The organism is Vibrio sp. 1874 (assembly GCF_033344395.1).
In the GTDB taxonomy this organism is placed as follows: Bacteria; Pseudomonadota; Gammaproteobacteria; order Enterobacterales; family Vibrionaceae; genus Vibrio; species Vibrio alginolyticus.
Map to the genome: position 1 here is coordinate 66,142 of NZ_JAWPOR010000003.1, position 20,163 is coordinate 86,304.

Here is a 20,163-nt window from a genome sequence, read left to right on the forward strand (position 1 = left end):
TATGGACTTTTCTTTGATTATTGAAAGCTTTCCAACTTATCTTCAGGGACTTTGGACAACAGTTTGGTTAGTGGGATTAGCGTTGGTTATTGGCTTGTTTGTCTCTATCCCATTAGCCGTGGCACGCAATAGTACCAATTACGCTCTAAGCTTACCTTCTTGGGGATTCATTTACTTTTTCCGTGGAACGCCGCTATTGGTTCAGCTGTATTTGATTTACTACGGCATGGATCAGTTTTTCCCTGTGAAAGATACCTTGTGGGAGAACGCTTGGTTCTGTGCTTTGGTCGCTTTTATTCTGAATACATCGGCTTACACCGCAGAAATTATTCGTGGTGCGATTAATGGTTTGCCGAAAGGTGAGGTGGAAGCTGCGAAAGCATATGGCATGAGTAAGTTTATGACATATAGACGTATTATCTTGCCGAGTGCATTGCGTCGAGCATTACCAGCTTATTCAAACGAGGTCATATTTATGCTGCACGGAAGTGCAGTCGCGGGCATCGTTACCATCATGGATTTAACTGGTGCTGCGCGTCTAGTTAACTCGCGCTACTATGCACCATTTGAGTCTTTCCTGACGGCGGGGCTGTTCTACATGGCACTGACGTTTATGATCTTGTGGTGTTTCAAAGTGGCAGAGAAGCGTTTCTTAGCTTATCTACGTCCTTTAAGCTAATTATCAATAGAGGTAATAGCACCGGAATGGGTGCTATTGCTTTTGATAATTTTGTTATCTTCATTCCTATTTTTCCAGCCGATGTAAAAGACTCTTTCTTATTATTCATTAACTTACATTAACATTCGGTAAACTCATTGTTTAGTAAGTAAAAATGAAAAAAACAATTCTATCGTTGGGCATTGCCGCCTTAGCCACAGGATGTGGTGGGGGAGAGAGAGAATCACAACCTAATGCTCAAGCAAAACCAACGCCAGCTCCAGTTCAACAAGCTCTGGAAACTGGTAATGCACTGCTCGTTTCTGACCCGAGCGATTTCATTCGTAAAAGTCATCAGGTTGTGGAAGCTCACAAGATGCAGTCGAATACGATCAAGTCTGCAATTGCGAAAAACCTTTCAGGTCTTTATTGGGATCCAACCCATGATGCCGCGATCTTGGCACCTCAGTATGGCTTCAACGACACCATCTTGATGACCAATAAGGCCATGGCAAGCGGTTACAAAGATCAAGCTCTGTCAATTGGCGTTGCCGGGGAAAAGTCTAATGGTCAACGTTACGCACTATTAGGTAGTAACCCATTTAGAACGGCACAACGTTTTCCCGACTCTTCCAACGCAGCGATGACGAAATGGTTAAGTAACCTGGTCACTTGGTTGTCGGGCGGAGTTACTTCAAACGTCGTCATCGCGCAAATGGATCAGTCTTATTACTTTCCGGATGAGCAAGCGACTCGGAATTGGCTGAAAGACAATGTTTCACAAGAGTTGGCGTTTAACGAGGCCAACCTATGCGATGGTTCGAAGCTACTTAGCTGCTTGCAAACCAATACTCCAAACTTATTGATCTTGTCACAGCATCTGCAATCTGGAGATACCAACAAACCAGTACTCGAAGCTTTGGAATACGCTGAGCAAGCCCAAATTCCTGTTCTATACCTGCATTGGGATGGAGGACTAACTGATCTTGGCCAAGACATTTTGGAAAAATTCCATGTTGATTATGTGGGAGATAACTATTGGCGTAAGTTAGGCTTGGTCGACTGGGAACCTTCATCGTTGATGAACGTTGTGCCGGACTCTGTCATCACACAACAAGCGCTGTTGTCTCGTTTTGAATCTCAAAATTTCAACGTTGACTTGTCAAAGTGTGATGACAAATCCTGCCCTGACACTGCGAATATGGACAGTCAATTTTATGCAGGGGCAAACAGCATTCGCCATTGGTTGCAAAAGCTTGATGAACAAAAAGTAGATTTGTTTAATCAAAACGGCTACCAATACGAAAAACTCATGGTATTGCTGGCTGATCATTATCGTCAAACGGTTGTCTTCCCGATGGACAAACAATCAACCCAAACGACCGAATTCCTAAAGTCGTACTTTGCCGATTACGTGCAATACAACAGCCGAAGCGTAAACCCAAAACAACCAAATATGGGGAACTTCAGCCGTAGTGAGTTTAGCCCTGACATAAAGAGAATCAGTGCAACGATTAATATGGAATCAAAGCGTAACTTCCGTTCGGCTGGTGTGTATGCGCTTCCTGGGGAAACCTTTACGGTTAAACGTAATGACAGCAATGATGTGGCGACTAAGATTGTCATCAACACTTTAAGAAGTGGTGCAACTCATGAGTTCAGCAAAGATGGATACACGCGACCAAAACTGCTGACTTCATTCGGCTATGAAGTGAAGCCGGGTGAAACCATCACGCTGACTTCTCCTTATGGTGGTCCAGTACAGGTTCACTTTGACAAAAATGATGTTCCGGTTGAACTGAAATTTAATCATGTGGCACAGCATCCAGTTTGGAGAAGTGAGAAGGACAACGACGCTTTTATTCAACAGTTAGAAGCCAATTTATTCGATTGGGCTGAGCTGATCACTCCTGGGTTTGAAGTACACTCAAAGCGCGACAAAATGTTGGAGTCGGTCAACGATGAAATGTGGTCTACCCCTTCGGAAATGGCGCTTGCAACAGAAGAATATGTTCACAACTACCCGCATGTGCTGGCAGGTTTCCAAGGGCCGGGCATAGATGAAGTGCCTGAAATTATTCAATACGCCCAAAACCAAGGTTGGGAAATCGCCAATATTGATATAGTGAAGCACATGAACGCTGACCAAGCGACGTGTGGTTATGGTTGTTCGGGTAACCCTTACGATGCTTATTGGTCATTCAGCCCACTCGGTCACGGTGATTTACATGAGCTTGGTCATGGTTTAGAAAAAGGTCGATTCCGATTTTCAGGCTGGGAAGGGCATTCAACGACCAATTACTACTCGTATTACAGTAAGTCTCGTTTCTTCCAGAATACGGGAAAAGTTTCAACTTGCCAAAGCTTGGATTTCAAAGGCCAGTTTGAATTATTGCAAGCTAGCCGAACTCAAGCGGATCCAAACGCATACATGGCTGCGCAAAATCAAACCAGTTGGAGTTGGGGCGCTCGTGTTTACATTCAAATGATGATGGCGGCGCAGCATGAAGGTGTGCTTAAAAATGGTTGGCATTTATTGGCGCGCTTGCACCTGATTGAACGTGAGTTTAACCGCTTAAAATCGGACGATGCGCTTTGGGATGAGAGACGATTGAGCATTGGTTTCGCCAACTACTCTCGGGAAGAAGCAAATAGAATCTCGAACAACGACTGGTTGCTTATTGCTCTGAGCTACATCTCTCAGCGAGATATGACTAACTATCTCGATATGTGGGGGTTCTCGTTCACAGAAAAAGCGAAACAGCAGGTTGTGGCGCTGAATCTACCGCCGATGCCGCTCACTTACTTTGCAAGTAGTAATACAGGCTACTGTCTGAACGAATTTGCTCAAACACCGATAACTATTGATGGTCAAACGGTTTGGCCGCTGAATCAGTGATTAACTGGTAATTTGTATGAAAAAGGGAGACTGAGTCTCCCTTTTTATTGGACTAAGCTTAGCGTTGAGTCTCGCTTATAGCTTTGCAATATATTACTTAAATGTTGACCAGATTGGTGCGTGATCTGAAGGCTTCTCGATACCACGAAGCTCATAGTCGATACCAGATTCAATACACTTTTCCGCTAGAGAAGGGGTTGCCAAAATGACATCAATTCGTAGGCCACGGTTATCATCAAAACCGCGAGAACGGTAGTCAAACCACGAAAATTGATCGTTCACCTCTGGGTATAGCTTACGGAAGGTGTCCACAAAGCCCCAGTCTAGTAAGGTTTTCAACCATTCGCGCTCTTCAGGTTGGAATGAACATTTACCTGTTTTTAGCCAGCGTTTACGGTTTGGCTCGCCGATACCGATATCTGCATCAATAGGGCTGATGTTGATGTCACCCATAACAATCAATTGCTCGTCGTTATTGTGATGATCGTTTAGGTAGGTCATCAGATCTTTATAGAATTGGCGCTTGTATGGGAATTTGGTTTCGTGGCTGATGTTATCCCCTTGAGGGAAATAGCCGTTTAGCACAGTGACCTTTTCGCCGTTTTCATTTAAAAACGTTGCCATGATCATGCGCTTTTGATGTTCCTCGTTATCCGTCGGGAACCCTTTTTGTACGTGTAGAGGCTCTTGCTTACAAAGCATTGCTACGCCGTAATGTGCTTTTTGACCATGAAAATACACTTTGTAGCCCATGGCTTCGACAGCTTCAATCGGGAATGCTTCATCGTGAACTTTAATTTCCTGAAGACCAATCACATCAGGTTGGTGTTTGTCGATTAGCGCTTGGAGTTGGTGCAGTCGCGCACGTAGTCCATTGATGTTAAAGCTGATTACTTTCATTATTTATCCTTTTGGGGGCGTACTTTTTTATGAATAGTATCATTGTGTAAGAGCACTGAAAATGAGTCTCGGTGAAAGGATTGAAACGCTCTGAGCTACTTTGCTTTTAATTTGTTTTCTAAGTCGTTTTGCACGATCTTTAAAGCGTTAAGCGCAACTTCTGGATCTATCTCATTGCTCTCAAGCAAATAGATTAAATCGACAGCCAGTTTGATCTCTTCAGGTGCGTCATCTAAAGGCGAGGTTGGTTGATCAGCCATTATTGATGTTTTTCCCTATGTGTAATTTGGTTCTCTAGCTTAAGAAGTGCTGCTTCACAACGCGCTAAACGTTGCTCGGTTGCTAGTAATACTTTTTGAGCGTCGGCACGCATAAAACTCGGAGCGCTTTCGACAGCACGTTCTTTTTCTAACACCATCTCGCGCAAGCGTCTTGCCCACTCTTGGTGTTGAGCGAGTTCCTGATAAAGCACGTTGATAGGCTTGCGGAAATAGCTGCTATGTTTGATTTCATTCTTACGAATTTTAGTGGTAGAAATCTCGCGTTGAATTGCACCGATTTGCGCCACTAACCGTTCAGTGAGGTACTCAGCACGCAAAGCGGTGAGCTTACCTTCATTTTGCTCACGCACAATCGCATCCAGCGTGGCTTTTGCTTCTTTTACGCAAGGAGTAAGTAAGCGAGAGCGGCAACCAAATAAACGCTCATCAAAAAGCGGAACATGATGTTCGCCTCTTTGACGGTCAAGAACAGCGGCTTGCTTCGCCATTTGTTCTAGATTTTCCTGGAGTTGAGAAATGTTCATGACAAACCTACAAACCATGCGTCATAAGCCAATTTAATGGCTAGTATGCTGACGGCAGTAACAAATACAGGACGAATGAATTTAGAACCAAATCTAATAGCGGAGTGCGCGCCAACAAAAGCACCAGCCATTAAACATACTCCCATTGTTAAGCCTAGCACCCAGTTGATATGTCCGAGGAATGCAAAAGTGATCAAAGAGGTAAAGTTACTGGTAAAGTTCATTGCTTTTGCTAAGCCAGAGGCGAGCAAGATATTCAGCCGGTACAGCGCCATTGAACTTACTGTCCAAAAAGCCCCAGTTCCAGGCCCTGCGAGTCCGTCGTAGAATCCTATGGATAAGCCTTGCATGTACTGTTTTTTATGAAGTTTTGGGCAAGGCTCGGGTATTGGACTTTGATGAGCAGAGTGGGGGGTTTTATGAAAAACGGTATACAACGCTGCCGCCAAAATAACAAGCGGCAATCCTTTTTCCAGCCAATCCGTACTAATCGCATCTACAAATAGCGTACCTAATGTCGCTCCGACGAGTGTTGCCACGAATGCACGCCTCCAGCATTGAGGTTTGAATAGACGTTTTTTGTAGTACGTAAATGCTGCAGTAGAAGAAGCAAAGGTAGCGGCAAGTTTATTGGTGCCTAGTGCAATATGAGGCGGCAAGCCTAGCGAAAGTAGAGCAGGTACGGTAAGCATGCCACCACCACCGGCAACTGCATCAATAAATCCTGCGACAAAAGCGACAAGCGCCAACACCAACAGCATGGTTGGCTCAATCATTTCCATAAATGGTGATTCTTCTAATATTCTATTTTACGTTTAAATGGAGGTAGTGAGTCGATTAAGGCTTGTCCGTATCGCTTAGTGACTAGGCGTCGATCAAGAATCGTTACTCTACCAGAATCTCTCTCTTTACGCAGTAAGCGACCTACGCTCTGGATCAGCTTTTTGCTTGCGTCAGGTACAGTTATTTGCATAAACGGGTTTCCTCCTTTTTTCTCGATGTATTCGGAGTGAGCCTGCTCAACAGGGGAGGTTGGAACACCAAATGGAATTTTTGTAATCACCAAGTTTTCAAGTAATTCGCCAGGTAAATCTAGCCCCTCAGAGAAACTGCCAGTACCAAATAAGATGCTGGTTTTATTTGATTCTATTAGCTTTTTATGTTTTTTTAGAATTTCTTGACGTGAGCTTTCACCTTGAACTTGCAACGCCCAGCCTTTTTTTATGAACTCCGAAGAGAGTGCCTTCGCGACTTGGTTCATCTGCCAATAGGATGAGAATAATACTAAGTTGGCTTTCTTGTCTTCCAAGTACTTAGGCAAGATCTCAATAAGATATTCAGTAAATTGAGGCGCTGGTGGTTCATATTTCATCGCAGGGATGAGTAATTCTGCCTGGTTTTGGTAATCGAATGGTGACGCAAGCGCTAAAAACTGTGTGCCTGATTCTGGCTTGCCATCAATACCAACCTGATGGCAAAAGTAATGGAAGGAGTTTAATGCACGCATCGTTGCGGAAACCAAAATGGCGCCAATACATCTGCTCCAAATCTGTTGGTCGAGTTGCCATCCAATTTCAAGTGGCGAAACACTCACAATGAAATCACCCTCGCGATCGGGGTGGGTTTCTAACCAGCGAGCTAAAGGCGCACCTTTTTCACGAGCTGGTTCAGCCATTAAATGCCATACTTGCGCTAGGTTTTCTAACCTTTGAATGTAGAAACCGAGCTCTGCAAGCGCTGGTTCAGCCAACCTTGTCGCAAGCTCCCCGTCTTTTACTCTTTCCGCAATAAGATCGGCAATTTTTGCCACACTCTGATTTGCTTTTTTACTGAACTGTTTTAGTTCTTTGGATTGGTTCTCTAGCCACTCCGGTAGTTCACCGTGTTCGAAGCGGTAGATACCCTCTTCAAATTGAGCTGGGTCGAACTGTTTGGGCAATTGAGTCAGTGCCGGTATCAAGTTCTGAACCGCGTCTTGAAGGTCATTGCGAAATCGAGCTACGCGTTTCTCGTCTGCGAGTGATGAAAACTTACTAATCGACTGATTTAACTTCTCAAGCCATGCTGCCGCACCTTTTAAACTCGCAGATGCTGAAGCATGGTCACGAGCGACGTGAGGTAAGTGATGTGCCTCGTCGAAGACGTATATCGTGTTTTCTGGCTCAGGTAAAATCACGCCGCCACCTAAATCTGCGTCTGCCATGACGAGAGAGTGGTTAGCAATGATGACATCGTTTTTATCCAACTCTGAGCGCGCTTTTTGGAATGGGCAGCCGCGGTGGCCTGGTAAACTGTTATTGCAACTGTGTTTATCACTGACAATCAGTTGCCAAAGCTTATCATCGATGGTTTTAGGCCAAGAATCACGGTCACCGTCCCATTTCCCTTGCGCAAGAGAGCGATGCATTGTTTCCAACAGCTCTATATCTTTTTGCTTAGGTTTGGTTTCAAACATGGCTAACTGGCCACCATCAGCACCGCTAGCAGTGGCGAGCTTTTCAGCGCAACAATAGCGTTGACGGCCTTTTGCCAAAATAAAAGAAAACTCGCGGTCAGTAATCCGACGAAAAAGAGGGAGGTCTTTATTTATGAGCTGCTCTTGCAGAGCGACGGTCGCCGTTGAGATAACCACTTTTCTATTATTATGTACAGCCACGGGAATGGTCGCCATTAGATAGGAGAGCGATTTACCAATTCCAGTCCCTGCTTCTGCAACGAGTATTCGGTTAGATTTGTGATACTGACCGCACAGCGTTTTTGCAATCTCTGCAACAAGGTAGTTTTGTGCTCTTCTAGGCACAAAGTTATCAAGTTGATCTTGAAGGTTTTGATAGCTATTACGAATCGATTTTTGAATGTTACTGGTCAGCATACGGGCCTCAAATGCGTTGGAGGCGAATAGTAGCACACATCACTAGTTGTACAGTAGTTCACAAAACGGAATGCTTTTATAAGGAATGTAGATCTCCTTCACAAAAAAATATTGAACCTTATCTTAATGAAATTAATTTCATTATATGAAAAATATAAAACTCCAACTTGGTCTGATTTGTGGGTTTTTATTCTTTTTTTTGTTTTTTTAAATTTACTTATTGGATTAAAAAACCATTTGTTAATAATTTTGTAAATTACAAATAATAATGGAGATTGGTTAGATGTTCGTCGAATAAATAAAGGTAAACTTATCAAGTTATTGTTTTATAATGGTATTTTGTTTTTTTTACATTGGTATTTAGAAAATTTGACAGCCAGAATAATCTTTTGCACTCTTAGCTCCAGATTTTGAGGAGGTGCTGTATAACGTTTTGTTAACGCTCTACCTCAAACATATAAAAAAAGGGAACCGGACAAGGATATCCCGAACTAAGAAAAGGCAGTGGATTAATTATGAAAAAAACTCTATTAGCACTAGCTGTAGTTGCGTCTGCAACTTCAGTGAACGCAGCTGAAGTATTCAAATCTGAAGAAGGTTCTGTAGATTTCTACGGTCAGCTACGTCCAACTCTTCTATTCACAGAAAAAACTGATCACACAGCAGAGCTAAACACTAGCTCTTCTCGTACTGGTGTGAACGCGGTTTACGTTGTTGACGAAAGCCTAAAAGTTCTGGGTGAAGTTGAAATCGGTGTTGCTCTAGGTGACAACTACGACGCAGGTGCTGATTCAAGCGAGCGTACAGATGACTCTGTATACGTACGTCGCCACATCATCGGTTTTGATATGGGTGATATGGGTACTCTTCGCTTCGGTAAAGAAGGTACTTGGGCTGATGACGTATACTTCGCAGATTACTCTTACTTCTTCGGTGGTAACGCAGCGGAAACTGCATACGGTCACGCTTGGAACAACGATTCTCAAATCAAATACGCTTACGAAAATGACGCGTTCTGGCTAAAAGCTGGTTACGCGCTAGGCGAAAAAGATTCTAACGAAGAAGTACTAGAAGTATTCGTTGGTAAATCTTTCAACGACCTATCTCTACACGCTGGTGTACTTACTGCGAACAACGACATCAACGTAACTAAAGAGAAAAAACTAGTTCTTAATGGTGTAGAGCAAACAGTTTCTCACACAGAGCGTACTGATAACGAAAACCTATCTTTTGAAGTAACTGCTGAGTACGCACTAAACGAGCACACTCTAGGTGCTACGTACTACTACAACGAAAACGAAGATAAGCTAGGTAAATCAACAGTTGATTCACACTACATCGTTGTAGCTGGTATGTTCGCTGTTGCTCCTAAAACAACTCTATACTCTGGTTACGAGTACCTAGCTCAGTCTACTGACGAAGCAGGTAAAGTAGACGCAGACTCTTCTTGGTTCTACGCTGGTGTTGAATACAAGTTCTCTAAATGGGCACGTGTATTCGCAGAAGCGGGTTACACTTTCGAAGGTACTGACTTCGACAACAAAGACACAGACGACGCAACTAACTTCGGTGTTGGTGCTCGTTTCTACTGGTAATCAATACCCAGTTTGATATTGTAAGACCCAGCTATATGCTGGGTCTTTTACTATGAAGATAAGGATGAAAAATTCTATGCAGTTATCATTAAAAGTGGCAATGGCACTGTCTATTTTTGCCAGTACAAACCTCTACGCTGCAACGACTTTAGTGGTTCCAGAAGACGTGAAGTTATTGGCCGTCAACATGGAGAAGCCAGATCTAGAAGGTGGTCTTTTTTCTAGTGAGAAGACAATCGAACTACCTGACGGAACGAATCAAATTGTCTTCAAATATCAACCTACATTCGAAATTAACGAAAACCTTAAGACGGTTTACAGTGATGTAATCGTTGCTAAATTTGATGCTGAAAACGAAAAGCTAACGTTTGAACTGCCAGAGTTTAAAACTCTTCGCCAAGCGCAAAACAACATCTCGCCTCTAGATTGGCAATTACTGGATACCAAAGGCCAACCTATTGCTTTGGTCGAAGATGTATTAGAGTCAGATGGTGTTCAAATTGGTCGTAATTACCCTCAAGAATCTCGCAACTACAATATTGCTGGCGGTATCGCGAGTGTTGCCGTTAGTTATGTAACTGTGAATCAGCATCAACAATCAGTAAGTGATATCGAGCCTCGAGTTGAGACTAGTGATACCCGTTCAACAGCCGCATCGAACGACAGCCCAATGGTTGATGTATTAAAGACGATGTACCAGAAAGCGTCTCCGGCGGAAAAAGAGGCCTTTAAAAACTGGCTTGCTGAGCAGTAATCCCTTAGTTCATTAGATAGGGCTTAACTGAAAAAGTACGAATCTAAAAAGCAGGCTTTAAGCCTGCTTTTATCTTTTCTGCTTATTAGAGAGAGATTTCTCTCCATTCACCAGGCATTAGGTCGTTAAGGACGATATCACCCATCGAATGACGAATGAGGCGCAAAGTAGGGAAGCCAATGTGCGCAGTCATGCGACGCACCTGACGATTTCTTCCTTCAATAATGGTAATGGCTAACCAAGTGGTAGGGATATTTGCGCGAAAACGAACCGGAGGCGTTCTGTCCCAGACTTGTGGTTTTGGAATAACTTCAACTTCGGCTGGTAGAGTCATACCATCTTTTAGCTCTACTCCCTTTCTCAATTTTTCAAGATCTTGCTCCTGAGGAGCGCCATCAACTTGAACCCAATAAGTCTTCGGCGATTTTGACTTTGGCTGCGTTAGCTTCGCCTGCAAGATGCCATCGTTAGTGAGTACCATCAAACCTTCGCTGTCTCGGTCCAATCGGCCAGCCGCATAGACATTTTTGATTGGGATATAGTCCGCTAACGTTTTGCGACCATCGCCATCGGTAAATTGACTGAGCGTATCGTAAGGCTTATTGAAAATAATGACTTTACGATCTTTAGGGGCCACTTTTGGCTTTTGGCTTTTTGTTGGGCGATTAGGGCGGCGGTCTTGCTGAGTACGAGTCTTCGAGCCATTGCGAGCTCCTGAGTGTTTAAAATGGCCCGTTTTAGACTGGTTACGACTGCGACCTTTTTCCTGACCTGTACGAGATGACATGTTAACTACCCTGCAAAAATGTAAATGAACTGTGTTTGAAAGTTTTAAGTTTTCTCATGATCGGATATGATTTGCGCGCCTAAAACTAACAAACGCGCACAGAATGATAGACTAATTCGTGTTATTTGTTTAATTATATCAGTGCACTCATGGATTCAGAGCTTAGAGCTTCAAACTACAACAAAGAGTGCGAACCGCATGTGGCGTTAGTGAGGAGACATGTACTGCTAACGCGCAGCAATGCGTCAATTAAACCAACTCAGACGCTGAGTTGATCAGCCAACAAGTTGATTAAAAAATAGGGAAATTTCATGCCTACAGAAAAACCTACAATTATCTACACCATCACTGATGAAGCGCCGGCGCTAGCAACTTATTCATTACTACCAATCATTCAATCATTCACAGCATCGTCTGGCATCAATGTAGATACTCGTGATATTTCACTAGCAGGTCGAATTATCGCTAACTTCCCAGAGCATCTAAAAGAAGAACAGCGCATTGGCGATGCGTTGACTGAGCTTGGTGAACTAGCTCAAACTCCAGAAGCAAATATCATCAAGCTACCTAACATTTCAGCTTCAGTTCCTCAGCTTAAAGCGGCGATTAAAGAGCTTCAGGCGAAAGGTTACGATTTACCAAACTACCCAGAAGAGCCGAGCACGTACGAAGAGAAAGCGATTAAAGCGGCTTACGACAAAATCAAAGGTAGTGCGGTTAACCCAGTACTTCGTGAAGGTAACTCAGACCGTCGTGCTCCGACTTCGGTTAAGAACTACGCGAAGAAAAACCCACACTCAATGGGTGCATGGTCAGCAGAATCTAAGTCTCATGTTGCGAGCATGTCAGACAATGACTTCTTTGGTAGCGAAAAGTCTACAACTATCTCTGGTGCAACAGAGGTCAAAATCGAGTTTGTCGGTAATGATGGTACAGTTAAAGAGCTTAAGTCTGCGTTCCCATTACTAGATAAAGAAGTCATTGATACTTCAGTAATGAAGAAGAAGGCGTTGGTTGAATTTTTCGAGAAAGAGATTGCTGAAGCGAAAGCACAAGACGTGCTGCTGTCTCTTCATATGAAAGCGACGATGATGAAAGTTTCTGACCCTGTCATTTTCGGCCATGCCGTAAAAGTTTACTACAAAGACGTTTTCGATAAGTACGGTAAGCTGTTTGAAGAGCTAGGCGTTGATGTAAACAATGGCATCGGTGATGTTTACTCAAAAATTGAGTCTCTACCTGAAGCGCAAAAAGCAGAAATTGAAGCGGCCATTCAAGCGGTTTACCAAACTCAACCAGAACTTGCGATGGTTGACTCTGATCGTGGTATCACAAACTTACATGTACCAAGTGACATTATTGTAGATGCTTCTATGCCAGCAATGCTTCGCTCTTCGGGTCAAATGTGGGGACCAGATGGTAAACAAAAAGACACCAAAGCGATGATTCCAGATCGTAGCTACGCAGGTATTTACCAAGCGGTTATTGATTTCTGTAAAGAGCACGGCGCATTTGATCCAACCACTATGGGTAGCGTACCTAACGTTGGTCTAATGGCTCAGAAAGCTGAAGAGTATGGTTCTCACGACAAGACATTCATTCTAGACGCTGCGGGTACTGTTCGCGTTGTTGATGCTTCAGGTAACGTACTGTTAGAGCAAGCGGTTGAAGAAGGTGATATCTTCCGTATGTGTCAGGTTAAAGACGCACCAATCCAAGATTGGGTTAAACTAGCAGTGACTCGCGCACGTGCAACAGGTGTTCCAGCTGTATTCTGGCTAGATGAAAACCGCGCGCACGATGCTGAGCTCATCAAGAAAGTAAACGCCTACCTACCAGATCACGATACTGACGGTCTAGAGATTAAGATCCTATCTCCTGTTGAAGCTTGTAAGTACTCACTAGAGCGTATGAAAGCGGGCCTAGATACTATCTCTGTTACAGGTAATGTTCTTCGTGACTACCTAACAGACTTGTTCCCAATTCTAGAGTTAGGTACGTCTGCTAAGATGCTATCTATTGTTCCATTGATGAATGGTGGTGGTCTATTTGAAACAGGCGCTGGTGGTTCTGCTCCTAAGCACGTTCAACAAGTAGAAAAAGAGAATCACCTTCGTTGGGATTCTTTGGGCGAGTTCCTAGCGCTTGCAGCTTCGTTAGAGCATTTAAGTGTAGCGACAAACAATCCTAAGGCTCAGGTTCTCGCAGATACACTAGATAAAGCGACCGGTGAGTTTTTAGACACCAACAAATCTCCGTCACGCAAAGTGGGTGAGCTAGATAACCGTGGAAGCCACTTCTATCTCGCACTTTACTGGGCGAAAGCGCTTTCAGAGCAAACGGATGATGCGGATCTTGCTGCTGAATTTGCACCAATTGCAAAAGCGCTGTCAGAGCAGGAAGAAACGATCGTTGCTGAGCTAAATAATGCGCAAGGCGTGAAAGGTGAGCTAGGAGGTTACTACTTACTAGACGATGCATTGGTTTCTAAATTGATGCGTCCAAGCGAAACCTTTAACGCAATCATTAACAAGTAAGTTAGTGTAAAAACACGTCGTTTTCGACGTGTTTCCTATCCTGTAAGTGCGTTGTAAGTGTTCCTTTTGTAACGCGTGCTCTAAATAGTAAGAAACCCGCTATCTTGGCGGGTTTATTTTTCTCTTCAAAACATCAACGTGGCGTTTCGAGAGCAATATTTTTATATTTCGACAGCGCTCTAATTATTTGGCTTGGCCTTCAAGAGGCACGACGCTACTCGCGTGACAGCCTTTGGGACCTTTTTCAATCTCGTAAGAGACTTGTTGGCCTGCTTTCAGTGTACGATAACCGTCCATCTGGATAGTTGAGTAGTGGGCAAAGATATCTCCCTCTTCTTCATCTGAACAAATAAACCCAAATCCTTTGGCATTGTTAAACCACTTTACTGTACCTGTAGCCATGCTTTACATCCCTCATGCATTTTTTACTGATGTTGTTACTGCAACCAAGTTATACCTTTAACTTGGTACTACCATTGTCAGCGAATGCCAACAAACGTCAAATCAATGATAAGTCACATTCATCAAACCACTTAAAGAAGAGAGGTTTCAAAATGATGATTTATGCATCGACACTTTCCACTGTAGTCAATGAATTTCGACAGTCAATAGCAGTGAGCAACAAACAGAAACATAATTGAAAACAAATCACTTTTGAGATTAACAAATTTGCAAACAGTTTTTCGTATATACGCAGAAGTTTAGTCAATTTGCCTATGAAGTGGCTCATACTGAAAAAGCCATACTGTCCGTGTTGCTTATGGGAGAAGAATCCTCTGACTGAATAAAAAATGAAGTTTTCGTGATAATTACCGTATTCTCAATGAGGAAGTGTGATCCAGATAGAAGATGATGGGGTGGTTTGCAATAGTCCGAGAGCAATAAATAGAAAGTTCTTTTATAAGAAAAAATGTGTAACTTATCGACAAGCATCTTTTATTTGCGCCGTATCAAGACGTGCATTAGTCTCTATATTAGGTAGCAACTTTTATCGATCAAAGATCGAATTCGGTGCCATAACTCACTACACCGCGCTGCATGCTTGTGGTAGATTGTTTTTATAGGTCGAAAACATCAACCCTTTGATACGATATCTTTAGATTGCCATGAGTAAAAATTTTGAATGGGTCACTCCGGACTCTGATCTTCTGGAGCGAGAAAGTACGAAAGTCCAGCCACCTAAGCTGTACAATGTCGTGCTCAATAATGATGACTATACACCTATGGATTTCGTCATAGAGGTGCTTGAGCGATTTTTCTCACATGATATTGATAAAGCAACTCAAATCATGCTTCAGGTCCACTATGAAGGAAAGGCAATCTGCGGCACATACAGCGCAGAAATTGCCGAGACAAAAGTAGCGCAAGTTACGATGTACGCAAGGGAAAATGAACATCCGCTACTTTGCACTATGGAGCAAGCGTAAACAAAGAAGACTTGCTCGAACAACCCCAGTTGTTTTTTCGGGAGGTACTTATGCTAAATAAAGAACTAGAGTCAAGCCTTAACGGTGCATTTGCTCGGGCGCGAGATAAACGCCACGAGTTTATGACTGTCGAACACCTCCTACTTGCATTGTTGGAAAATGATGCAGCTAAGGAAGCCCTTCTAGCTTGTAAGGCGGATCTTGACGCTTTACGCAACGAACTCGATATTTTCATCGATCAAACTACGCCTCTTATCCCAGATAGTGATGAGACGCGTGAAACGCAGCCGACTTTGAGTTTTCAACGTGTACTACAACGCGCCGTCTTTCATGTACAGTCGTCTGGTCGTAATGAAGTAACAGGCGCCAACGTGCTTGTTGCTATCTTCAGTGAGCAAGAGTCGCATGCCGCTTACCTTCTGAAGAAAAATGACATCTCCCGATTAGATATTGTTAACTTCATCTCCCACGGTATTACTAAAGCATCAGGTGCAGGTGAGGATTCATCATCAGACTCGTTTAGCTCAGAAAGTGTTGAAGAGCCTAATTCTGAAGAACGCTTAGAAAGCTTTGCGACGAATCTTAATCAAGTCGCTAAAGATGGAAACATCGACCCACTCATTGGACGTGATAAAGAGTTAGAGCGCACTATTCAGGTACTTTGTCGACGCCGCAAGAATAATCCACTACTAGTGGGTGAGGCAGGGGTTGGTAAAACAGCCATAGCGGAAGGTCTTGCATGGAGAATTGTCGAAGGGCAGGTCCCTGAGGTTATTCAAAACAGCGTGATTTATTCACTAGATATTGGCTCTTTGCTCGCTGGTACCAAATACCGCGGTGATTTTGAAAAGCGCTTCAAGGCGATTTTGAAACAACTTGAAAAAGAAGAAGATGCCATTTTGTTCATCGATGAAATACATACCATCATCGGTGCAGGCGCGGCATCTGGTGGTCAAGTCGATGCAGCAAATCTTATTAAGCCTCTTTTAAGTAGCGGTAAGTTGCGTTGTATTGGTTCGACGACATACCAAGAATACAGCAACATTTTCGAGAAAGAGCGTGCGTTGTCTCGCCGCTTCCAAAAGATAGACGTTGTAGAGCCCTCATTGGATGATACAACTAAAATCTTGATGGGCTTGAAGCCGAAGTACGAAGCTCACCATGAAGTACGTTATACCAATAAAGCACTGCGTGCCGCGGTAGAACTGTCGGCTAAATACATTAATGAACGCCATCTACCAGATAAGGCCATTGATGTCATTGATGAAGCTGGTGCTCGTAGTCGTCTTGCTCCTGCAAGCCGTCGTAAAAAAACGGTCGGAGTGGCTGATATCGAATCAATGGTTGCCAAAATGGCGCGAATTCCAGAGAAGTCGGTTTCTTCTTCAGATAAAGACATTTTGAAAAACTTAGATAGCAAAATGAAGATGTTGGTATTCGGTCAAGATAATGCGATTGATGCATTGTCCGAGGCGATCAAGCTGACACGTGCAGGTTTAGGTGTAGACAACAAACCTGTTGGTTCATTCTTGTTTGCAGGCCCAACAGGGGTTGGTAAAACAGAGGTGACGGTGCAGTTATCTAAGCTTCTAGGTATCGAGCTACTTCGTTTTGATATGTCTGAGTATGGTGAGCGTCACTCCGTAAGTCGCTTAATTGGTGCGCCTCCTGGTTATGTCGGTTATGACCAAGGTGGTTTGCTAACCGATGCTGTTATTAAGCATCCACACTCGGTCGTATTACTTGATGAGATTGAAAAAGCGCACCCTGATATCTTTAACCTGTTGTTGCAAGTCATGGATAACGGTACGCTAACGGACAACAATGGTCGCAAAGCAGACTTCCGTAATGTCATTCTTGTTATGACAACTAACGCAGGTGTGGCGGAAACCGAGAAGAAATCAATTGGTTTGATTCAACAAGACAACAGTCACGATGCAATGGCGGAAATTAAGAAGGTGTTTACTCCTGAGTTCCGTAACCGTCTTGATAACATCATCTGGTTTAACAGCCTTGATGAAAGCGTTATCCATCAAGTGGTTGATAAGTTCATTGTTGAACTGCAAGTGCAACTTGATGCGAGAGGCGTTTCAATGGAAGTATCGCAAGACGCTCGCCATTGGTTAGCACATAAAGGTTATGACAAAGCTATGGGGGCTCGTCCAATGGGGCGTGTTATCCAAGAACAGCTTAAGAAGCCTTTGGCTAACGAACTGTTGTTTGGATCTTTAGTTGACGGCGGTACAGTGAAAGTAACGCTGGTCAACGATACGCTTGAGTTTGAATACTTAAGTGAGAAAGAGACAGCGATGCATTAATCGTTAGTCGGTAACAAACGCAAAAGCGCACGAGAAGATCGTGCGCTTTTTTATCTGAACTAAATCGGAAAAAATTGTGCAATAAAAAACGGAGCAGCTTGCTCCGTTTTTTATTGCATCCGAAAATCAGAGATTAACGAGCGCGGAAGACGATGCGGCCTTTTGACAGGTCGTATGGAGTCATCTCTACAGTTACTTTGTCACCCGTTAGGATACGGATGTAGTTCTTACGCATCTTGCCAGAGATGTGAGCAGTCACAACGTGACCGTTTTCAAGTTCAACACGGAACATAGTGTTTGGTAGAGTGTCAAGGACAGTGCCTTGCATCTCGATTACGTCTTCTTTAGCCATTTAATCCTCTTTAGAAATTAGGCAATATTAGCGGGCTATATTCTGCCGCTAAATAGTAATTATGTAAAGTTGAGGCGTATTCTACCCTCGCCAACGCTGATTTACTAGCCTTTGGTGGCGTTGAAAGCGTGTTTTGTAGCTCATTGCTGGGCACTCATCAATCTGATATCCCAAATATAGCCACTGTTGTTTGTTTTCTTGGCAGTATTTAATTTGATAAAGCACTGCTAACGTGCCAAGAGATAACTCGTAGTCAGGGTCAAAGAAAGTATAAAAAGCACTCGAGCATTGTGGCATCAAATCTGTCACCGCAATGGCGAGCAATTGATCTGATTCATCGTAAATGTGTAAAAACGACGTTGTCAGCCAGCTAGTTTGAGCAAATCGAGCAAACTCATCACGCTTTGGTGGGTACATAGTGCCGTTTTTATGCCGTTTGCAGATGTACCGACTGTAAAGCTCAAACCATTCCTCATCCATTTCAGGTTTCATTTCCCAGCGTAAAGACTGTGCTTTATTAAGCAGCCTCTTCTGACTTTTTGATAATCTAACGTCTGGAATCGAGACTCGAATTGGCTGGCAAGCGGTGCAATGCTCGCAATGCGGTTTATATATGGTATCTCCGCTACGACGAAAACCGTTAGCCATGAGCAACTGGTAATTTTCTTCAGTATGCAGCCTTTCATCAAGCGCCACCGCAACCCGCTCTTGCCGTTCAGGCAAATAACTACAAGGGTGATTATTCGTCAACCCTATTCGAATATGTTGTATATCCGTACTCATACTGAATCCTGCAAAACTTGGGGCTGATAGGCATCAAATAGTGTTTGCTTTTCTCTTAAAGATAGTAGTTTTTGCATAAATTCGTCACGCTCAAGTTCAAATGCGCCAAGTGATGCCAAGTGAGAATTCATAACTTGGCAATCGATTAATTGACCTTGCTTTGACGCCAAATGGTTGCATAAGTACCACAATGCAATTTTGGATGCGTTATCTTTTAGGCTAAACATCGACTCCCCGCAAAAAAGTTGGCCCACGCAGATGCCATATAGTCCGCCAATCAGGTTGTTGTCATGCCATACTTCTACAGAGTGACAGTGACCAAGTTTGGCTAACTCAATGTAGGAAGCTTGCATTTCCTCGTTGAGCCATGTTTCCTCTGCAGGGCGTGTTGAAGAACATAGTCTAATCACTTCTTCTGTCGCGAAATTGAGTGTTACTTTATAGTTATGTTTACGCTGAAATTTTTTGAGACTTTTAGATGGCTTAAACTGCAATGGGTCAAACACAGCGCGCGGAGAAGGGCTCCACCATAAAATAGGTTCACCAGGACCATACCAAGGGAAAATGCCTTGATAATAACCATTGAGGATTCTCATGGGGTTTAAGTCACCACCAAAAGCCAGCAAGCCATTGGGGTCGCTGAGTGCTTTATAGGGTGAGGGAAAGTTGAACGTTTCATCGAGTTCAGTTAAATAAATAGCCATAAGAAGTCGTTACCAACATTGGAGTCAGAGGAGTTTATGATGACCTGGTTAAGAAATATCGTAAAAGTATGGCTTGGGATCATACTGTTTTTACCACTTGTCGCCAACGCAGCCTATGAAAGAAATGTTGCCAAGCCAGTTAATGAAGTAGTTTACGGGAAGATTGACTCTGTCCGTTATATTACTCAACAAGAGGTTGTTCAATCGAAAAGTAACGGTTGGAAGACACTACTTGGTGCCACTATCGGTGGTTTAGTCGGTAATCAATTTGGTGGCGGTACGGGAAGAGAAGTCGCGACGGCAGTGGGTGCGCTTGCAGGTGCCGCAGTTGCTCAAAACCAAAGTAATTACCAATACACGGTTGAATATAAGTTAGTTGAGCTACTCATCAAAGTGAAGGGTGATAAGCTAATTAATGTCATCCAAGATGTTGATAAAAATATGTTATTTAGTCGAGGGGATGAAGTTCGTATTTTATATTTTGATGATGGAGTCAGGGTTGATATCACTTATTAACCCTAGGTTGTTTTAGCCTAACGAAGCCTAATCAGGCATGTACAGTCGGGCTGGCTTATCGTCAAATAAAGTCGAAATAGTTTGCTGTTTCGCCGTGCTTCTTTCGCTCTGATTTACATCGCTGGCAATGCCTTTAATTCTGTATCTTTAGGCTGCTTGAGGATATTCATAAATTAGCACCGATTTACTCTGGTTTTGTCGTGTTTTTTTGGGTAGTCTGAATTCACGAAGAATTGTTTAGCCCTCATAAAAAATC

At 43.3% G+C, this 20,163-nt stretch carries 18 protein-coding genes; 8 read left to right on the forward strand and 10 right to left on the reverse strand.

What is annotated here, in order from left to right:
- Nucleotide 1 precedes the first annotated feature (1 nt).
- Complete coding sequence (locus tag R8N46_RS07720; protein WP_053349436.1) at nucleotides 2-679, forward strand: ABC transporter permease; 678 nt, start codon at nucleotides 2-4, stop codon at nucleotides 677-679.
- A gap of 154 nt (nucleotides 680-833) precedes the next feature.
- Nucleotides 834-3,557 (forward strand): ImpA family metalloprotease, encoded by a 2,724-nt coding sequence (locus R8N46_RS07725; protein ID WP_115385847.1) that lies wholly within the window; start codon nucleotides 834-836, stop codon nucleotides 3,555-3,557.
- Nucleotides 3,558-3,650: 93 nt separating this feature from the next.
- Here R8N46_RS07725 and xthA read toward each other — a convergent pair whose 3' ends face one another.
- The 5 genes from xthA to dinG form a co-directional block, all read right to left on the reverse strand.
- Nucleotides 3,651-4,457, reverse strand: coding sequence for an exodeoxyribonuclease III (gene xthA, locus R8N46_RS07730; protein WP_005378433.1), 807 nt, complete (start codon nucleotides 4,455-4,457; stop codon nucleotides 3,651-3,653).
- A 95-nt stretch (nucleotides 4,458-4,552) separates the two neighbouring features.
- On the reverse strand, nucleotides 4,553-4,717 hold the full coding sequence (gene rsmS, locus R8N46_RS07735; RefSeq protein ID WP_005378432.1) for a pleiotropic regulatory protein RsmS: 165 nt from the start codon (nucleotides 4,715-4,717) through the stop codon (nucleotides 4,553-4,555).
- The gene (locus tag R8N46_RS07740; protein ID WP_033905048.1) at nucleotides 4,717-5,262 is read right to left on the reverse strand and encodes a primosomal replication protein; all 546 of its coding nucleotides are present in this window, start codon (nucleotides 5,260-5,262) and stop codon (nucleotides 4,717-4,719) included. The genes rsmS and R8N46_RS07740 overlap by 1 nt, the downstream gene beginning before the upstream one ends.
- Nucleotides 5,259-6,044 carry a sulfite exporter TauE/SafE family protein gene (locus R8N46_RS07745; protein WP_115385848.1) on the reverse strand — a complete coding sequence of 262 codons (786 nt, stop codon included), beginning with the start codon at nucleotides 6,042-6,044 and terminating at the stop codon, nucleotides 5,259-5,261. The genes R8N46_RS07740 and R8N46_RS07745 overlap by 4 nt, the downstream gene beginning before the upstream one ends.
- 14 nt (nucleotides 6,045-6,058) lie before the next feature.
- Nucleotides 6,059-8,134: an ATP-dependent DNA helicase DinG gene (gene dinG, locus R8N46_RS07750; protein ID WP_115385849.1), complete on the reverse strand. Its 2,076-nt coding sequence runs from the start codon at nucleotides 8,132-8,134 to the stop codon at nucleotides 6,059-6,061.
- 515 nt (nucleotides 8,135-8,649) lie between these two features.
- Here dinG and R8N46_RS07755 point away from each other — a divergent pair.
- Both R8N46_RS07755 and R8N46_RS07760 read left to right on the forward strand, forming a co-directional pair.
- Nucleotides 8,650-9,729: a porin gene (locus R8N46_RS07755; protein ID WP_005378424.1), complete on the forward strand. Its 1,080-nt coding sequence runs from the start codon at nucleotides 8,650-8,652 to the stop codon at nucleotides 9,727-9,729.
- Between the two features lie 76 nt (nucleotides 9,730-9,805).
- Nucleotides 9,806-10,483 (forward strand): DUF2057 family protein, encoded by a 678-nt coding sequence (locus R8N46_RS07760; protein WP_017634732.1) that lies wholly within the window; start codon nucleotides 9,806-9,808, stop codon nucleotides 10,481-10,483.
- An 85-nt stretch (nucleotides 10,484-10,568) separates the two neighbouring features.
- Here R8N46_RS07760 and R8N46_RS07765 read toward each other — a convergent pair whose 3' ends face one another.
- A complete protein-coding gene (locus tag R8N46_RS07765) occupies nucleotides 10,569-11,270 on the reverse strand; it encodes a pseudouridine synthase (protein WP_017634731.1) in 702 nt (233 codons plus the stop codon).
- Between the two features lie 311 nt (nucleotides 11,271-11,581).
- Between R8N46_RS07765 and R8N46_RS07770 the strand changes: the two genes are divergently transcribed.
- Nucleotides 11,582-13,807 (forward strand): NADP-dependent isocitrate dehydrogenase, encoded by a 2,226-nt coding sequence (locus R8N46_RS07770; RefSeq protein WP_005378404.1) that lies wholly within the window; start codon nucleotides 11,582-11,584, stop codon nucleotides 13,805-13,807.
- 183 nt (nucleotides 13,808-13,990) lie between these two features.
- On the opposite strand, the gene cspD is transcribed toward R8N46_RS07770, so the two are convergent.
- Nucleotides 13,991-14,209, reverse strand: coding sequence for a cold shock domain-containing protein CspD (gene cspD / locus R8N46_RS07775; RefSeq protein WP_005378407.1), 219 nt, complete (start codon nucleotides 14,207-14,209; stop codon nucleotides 13,991-13,993).
- A 704-nt stretch (nucleotides 14,210-14,913) separates the two neighbouring features.
- On the opposite strand from cspD, the gene clpS reads away from it, so the two are divergent.
- Nucleotides 14,914-15,234 carry an ATP-dependent Clp protease adapter ClpS gene (clpS, locus tag R8N46_RS07780; protein WP_005378419.1) on the forward strand — a complete coding sequence of 107 codons (321 nt, stop codon included), beginning with the start codon at nucleotides 14,914-14,916 and terminating at the stop codon, nucleotides 15,232-15,234.
- A gap of 50 nt (nucleotides 15,235-15,284) precedes the next feature.
- Nucleotides 15,285-17,552, forward strand: coding sequence for an ATP-dependent Clp protease ATP-binding subunit ClpA (gene clpA, locus R8N46_RS07785; protein ID WP_005387879.1), 2,268 nt, complete (start codon nucleotides 15,285-15,287; stop codon nucleotides 17,550-17,552).
- A 133-nt stretch (nucleotides 17,553-17,685) separates the two neighbouring features.
- Here clpA and infA read toward each other — a convergent pair whose 3' ends face one another.
- The 3 genes from infA to aat form a co-directional block, all read right to left on the reverse strand.
- Nucleotides 17,686-17,904: a translation initiation factor IF-1 gene (infA, locus tag R8N46_RS07790; protein ID WP_001040192.1), complete on the reverse strand. Its 219-nt coding sequence runs from the start codon at nucleotides 17,902-17,904 to the stop codon at nucleotides 17,686-17,688.
- A gap of 81 nt (nucleotides 17,905-17,985) precedes the next feature.
- Nucleotides 17,986-18,687, reverse strand: a complete 702-nt coding sequence (locus tag R8N46_RS07795) for an arginyltransferase (RefSeq protein WP_005378346.1) — start codon at nucleotides 18,685-18,687, stop codon at nucleotides 17,986-17,988.
- Nucleotides 18,684-19,391, reverse strand: coding sequence for a leucyl/phenylalanyl-tRNA--protein transferase (gene aat / locus R8N46_RS07800; protein WP_005387881.1), 708 nt, complete (start codon nucleotides 19,389-19,391; stop codon nucleotides 18,684-18,686). Before aat ends, R8N46_RS07795 begins: the two co-directional genes overlap by 4 nt.
- 39 nt (nucleotides 19,392-19,430) lie before the next feature.
- Between aat and R8N46_RS07805 the strand changes: the two genes are divergently transcribed.
- Nucleotides 19,431-19,907: a glycine zipper 2TM domain-containing protein gene (locus tag R8N46_RS07805; protein WP_005378348.1), complete on the forward strand. Its 477-nt coding sequence runs from the start codon at nucleotides 19,431-19,433 to the stop codon at nucleotides 19,905-19,907.
- The last annotated feature ends 256 nt before the right edge of the window (nucleotides 19,908-20,163 follow it).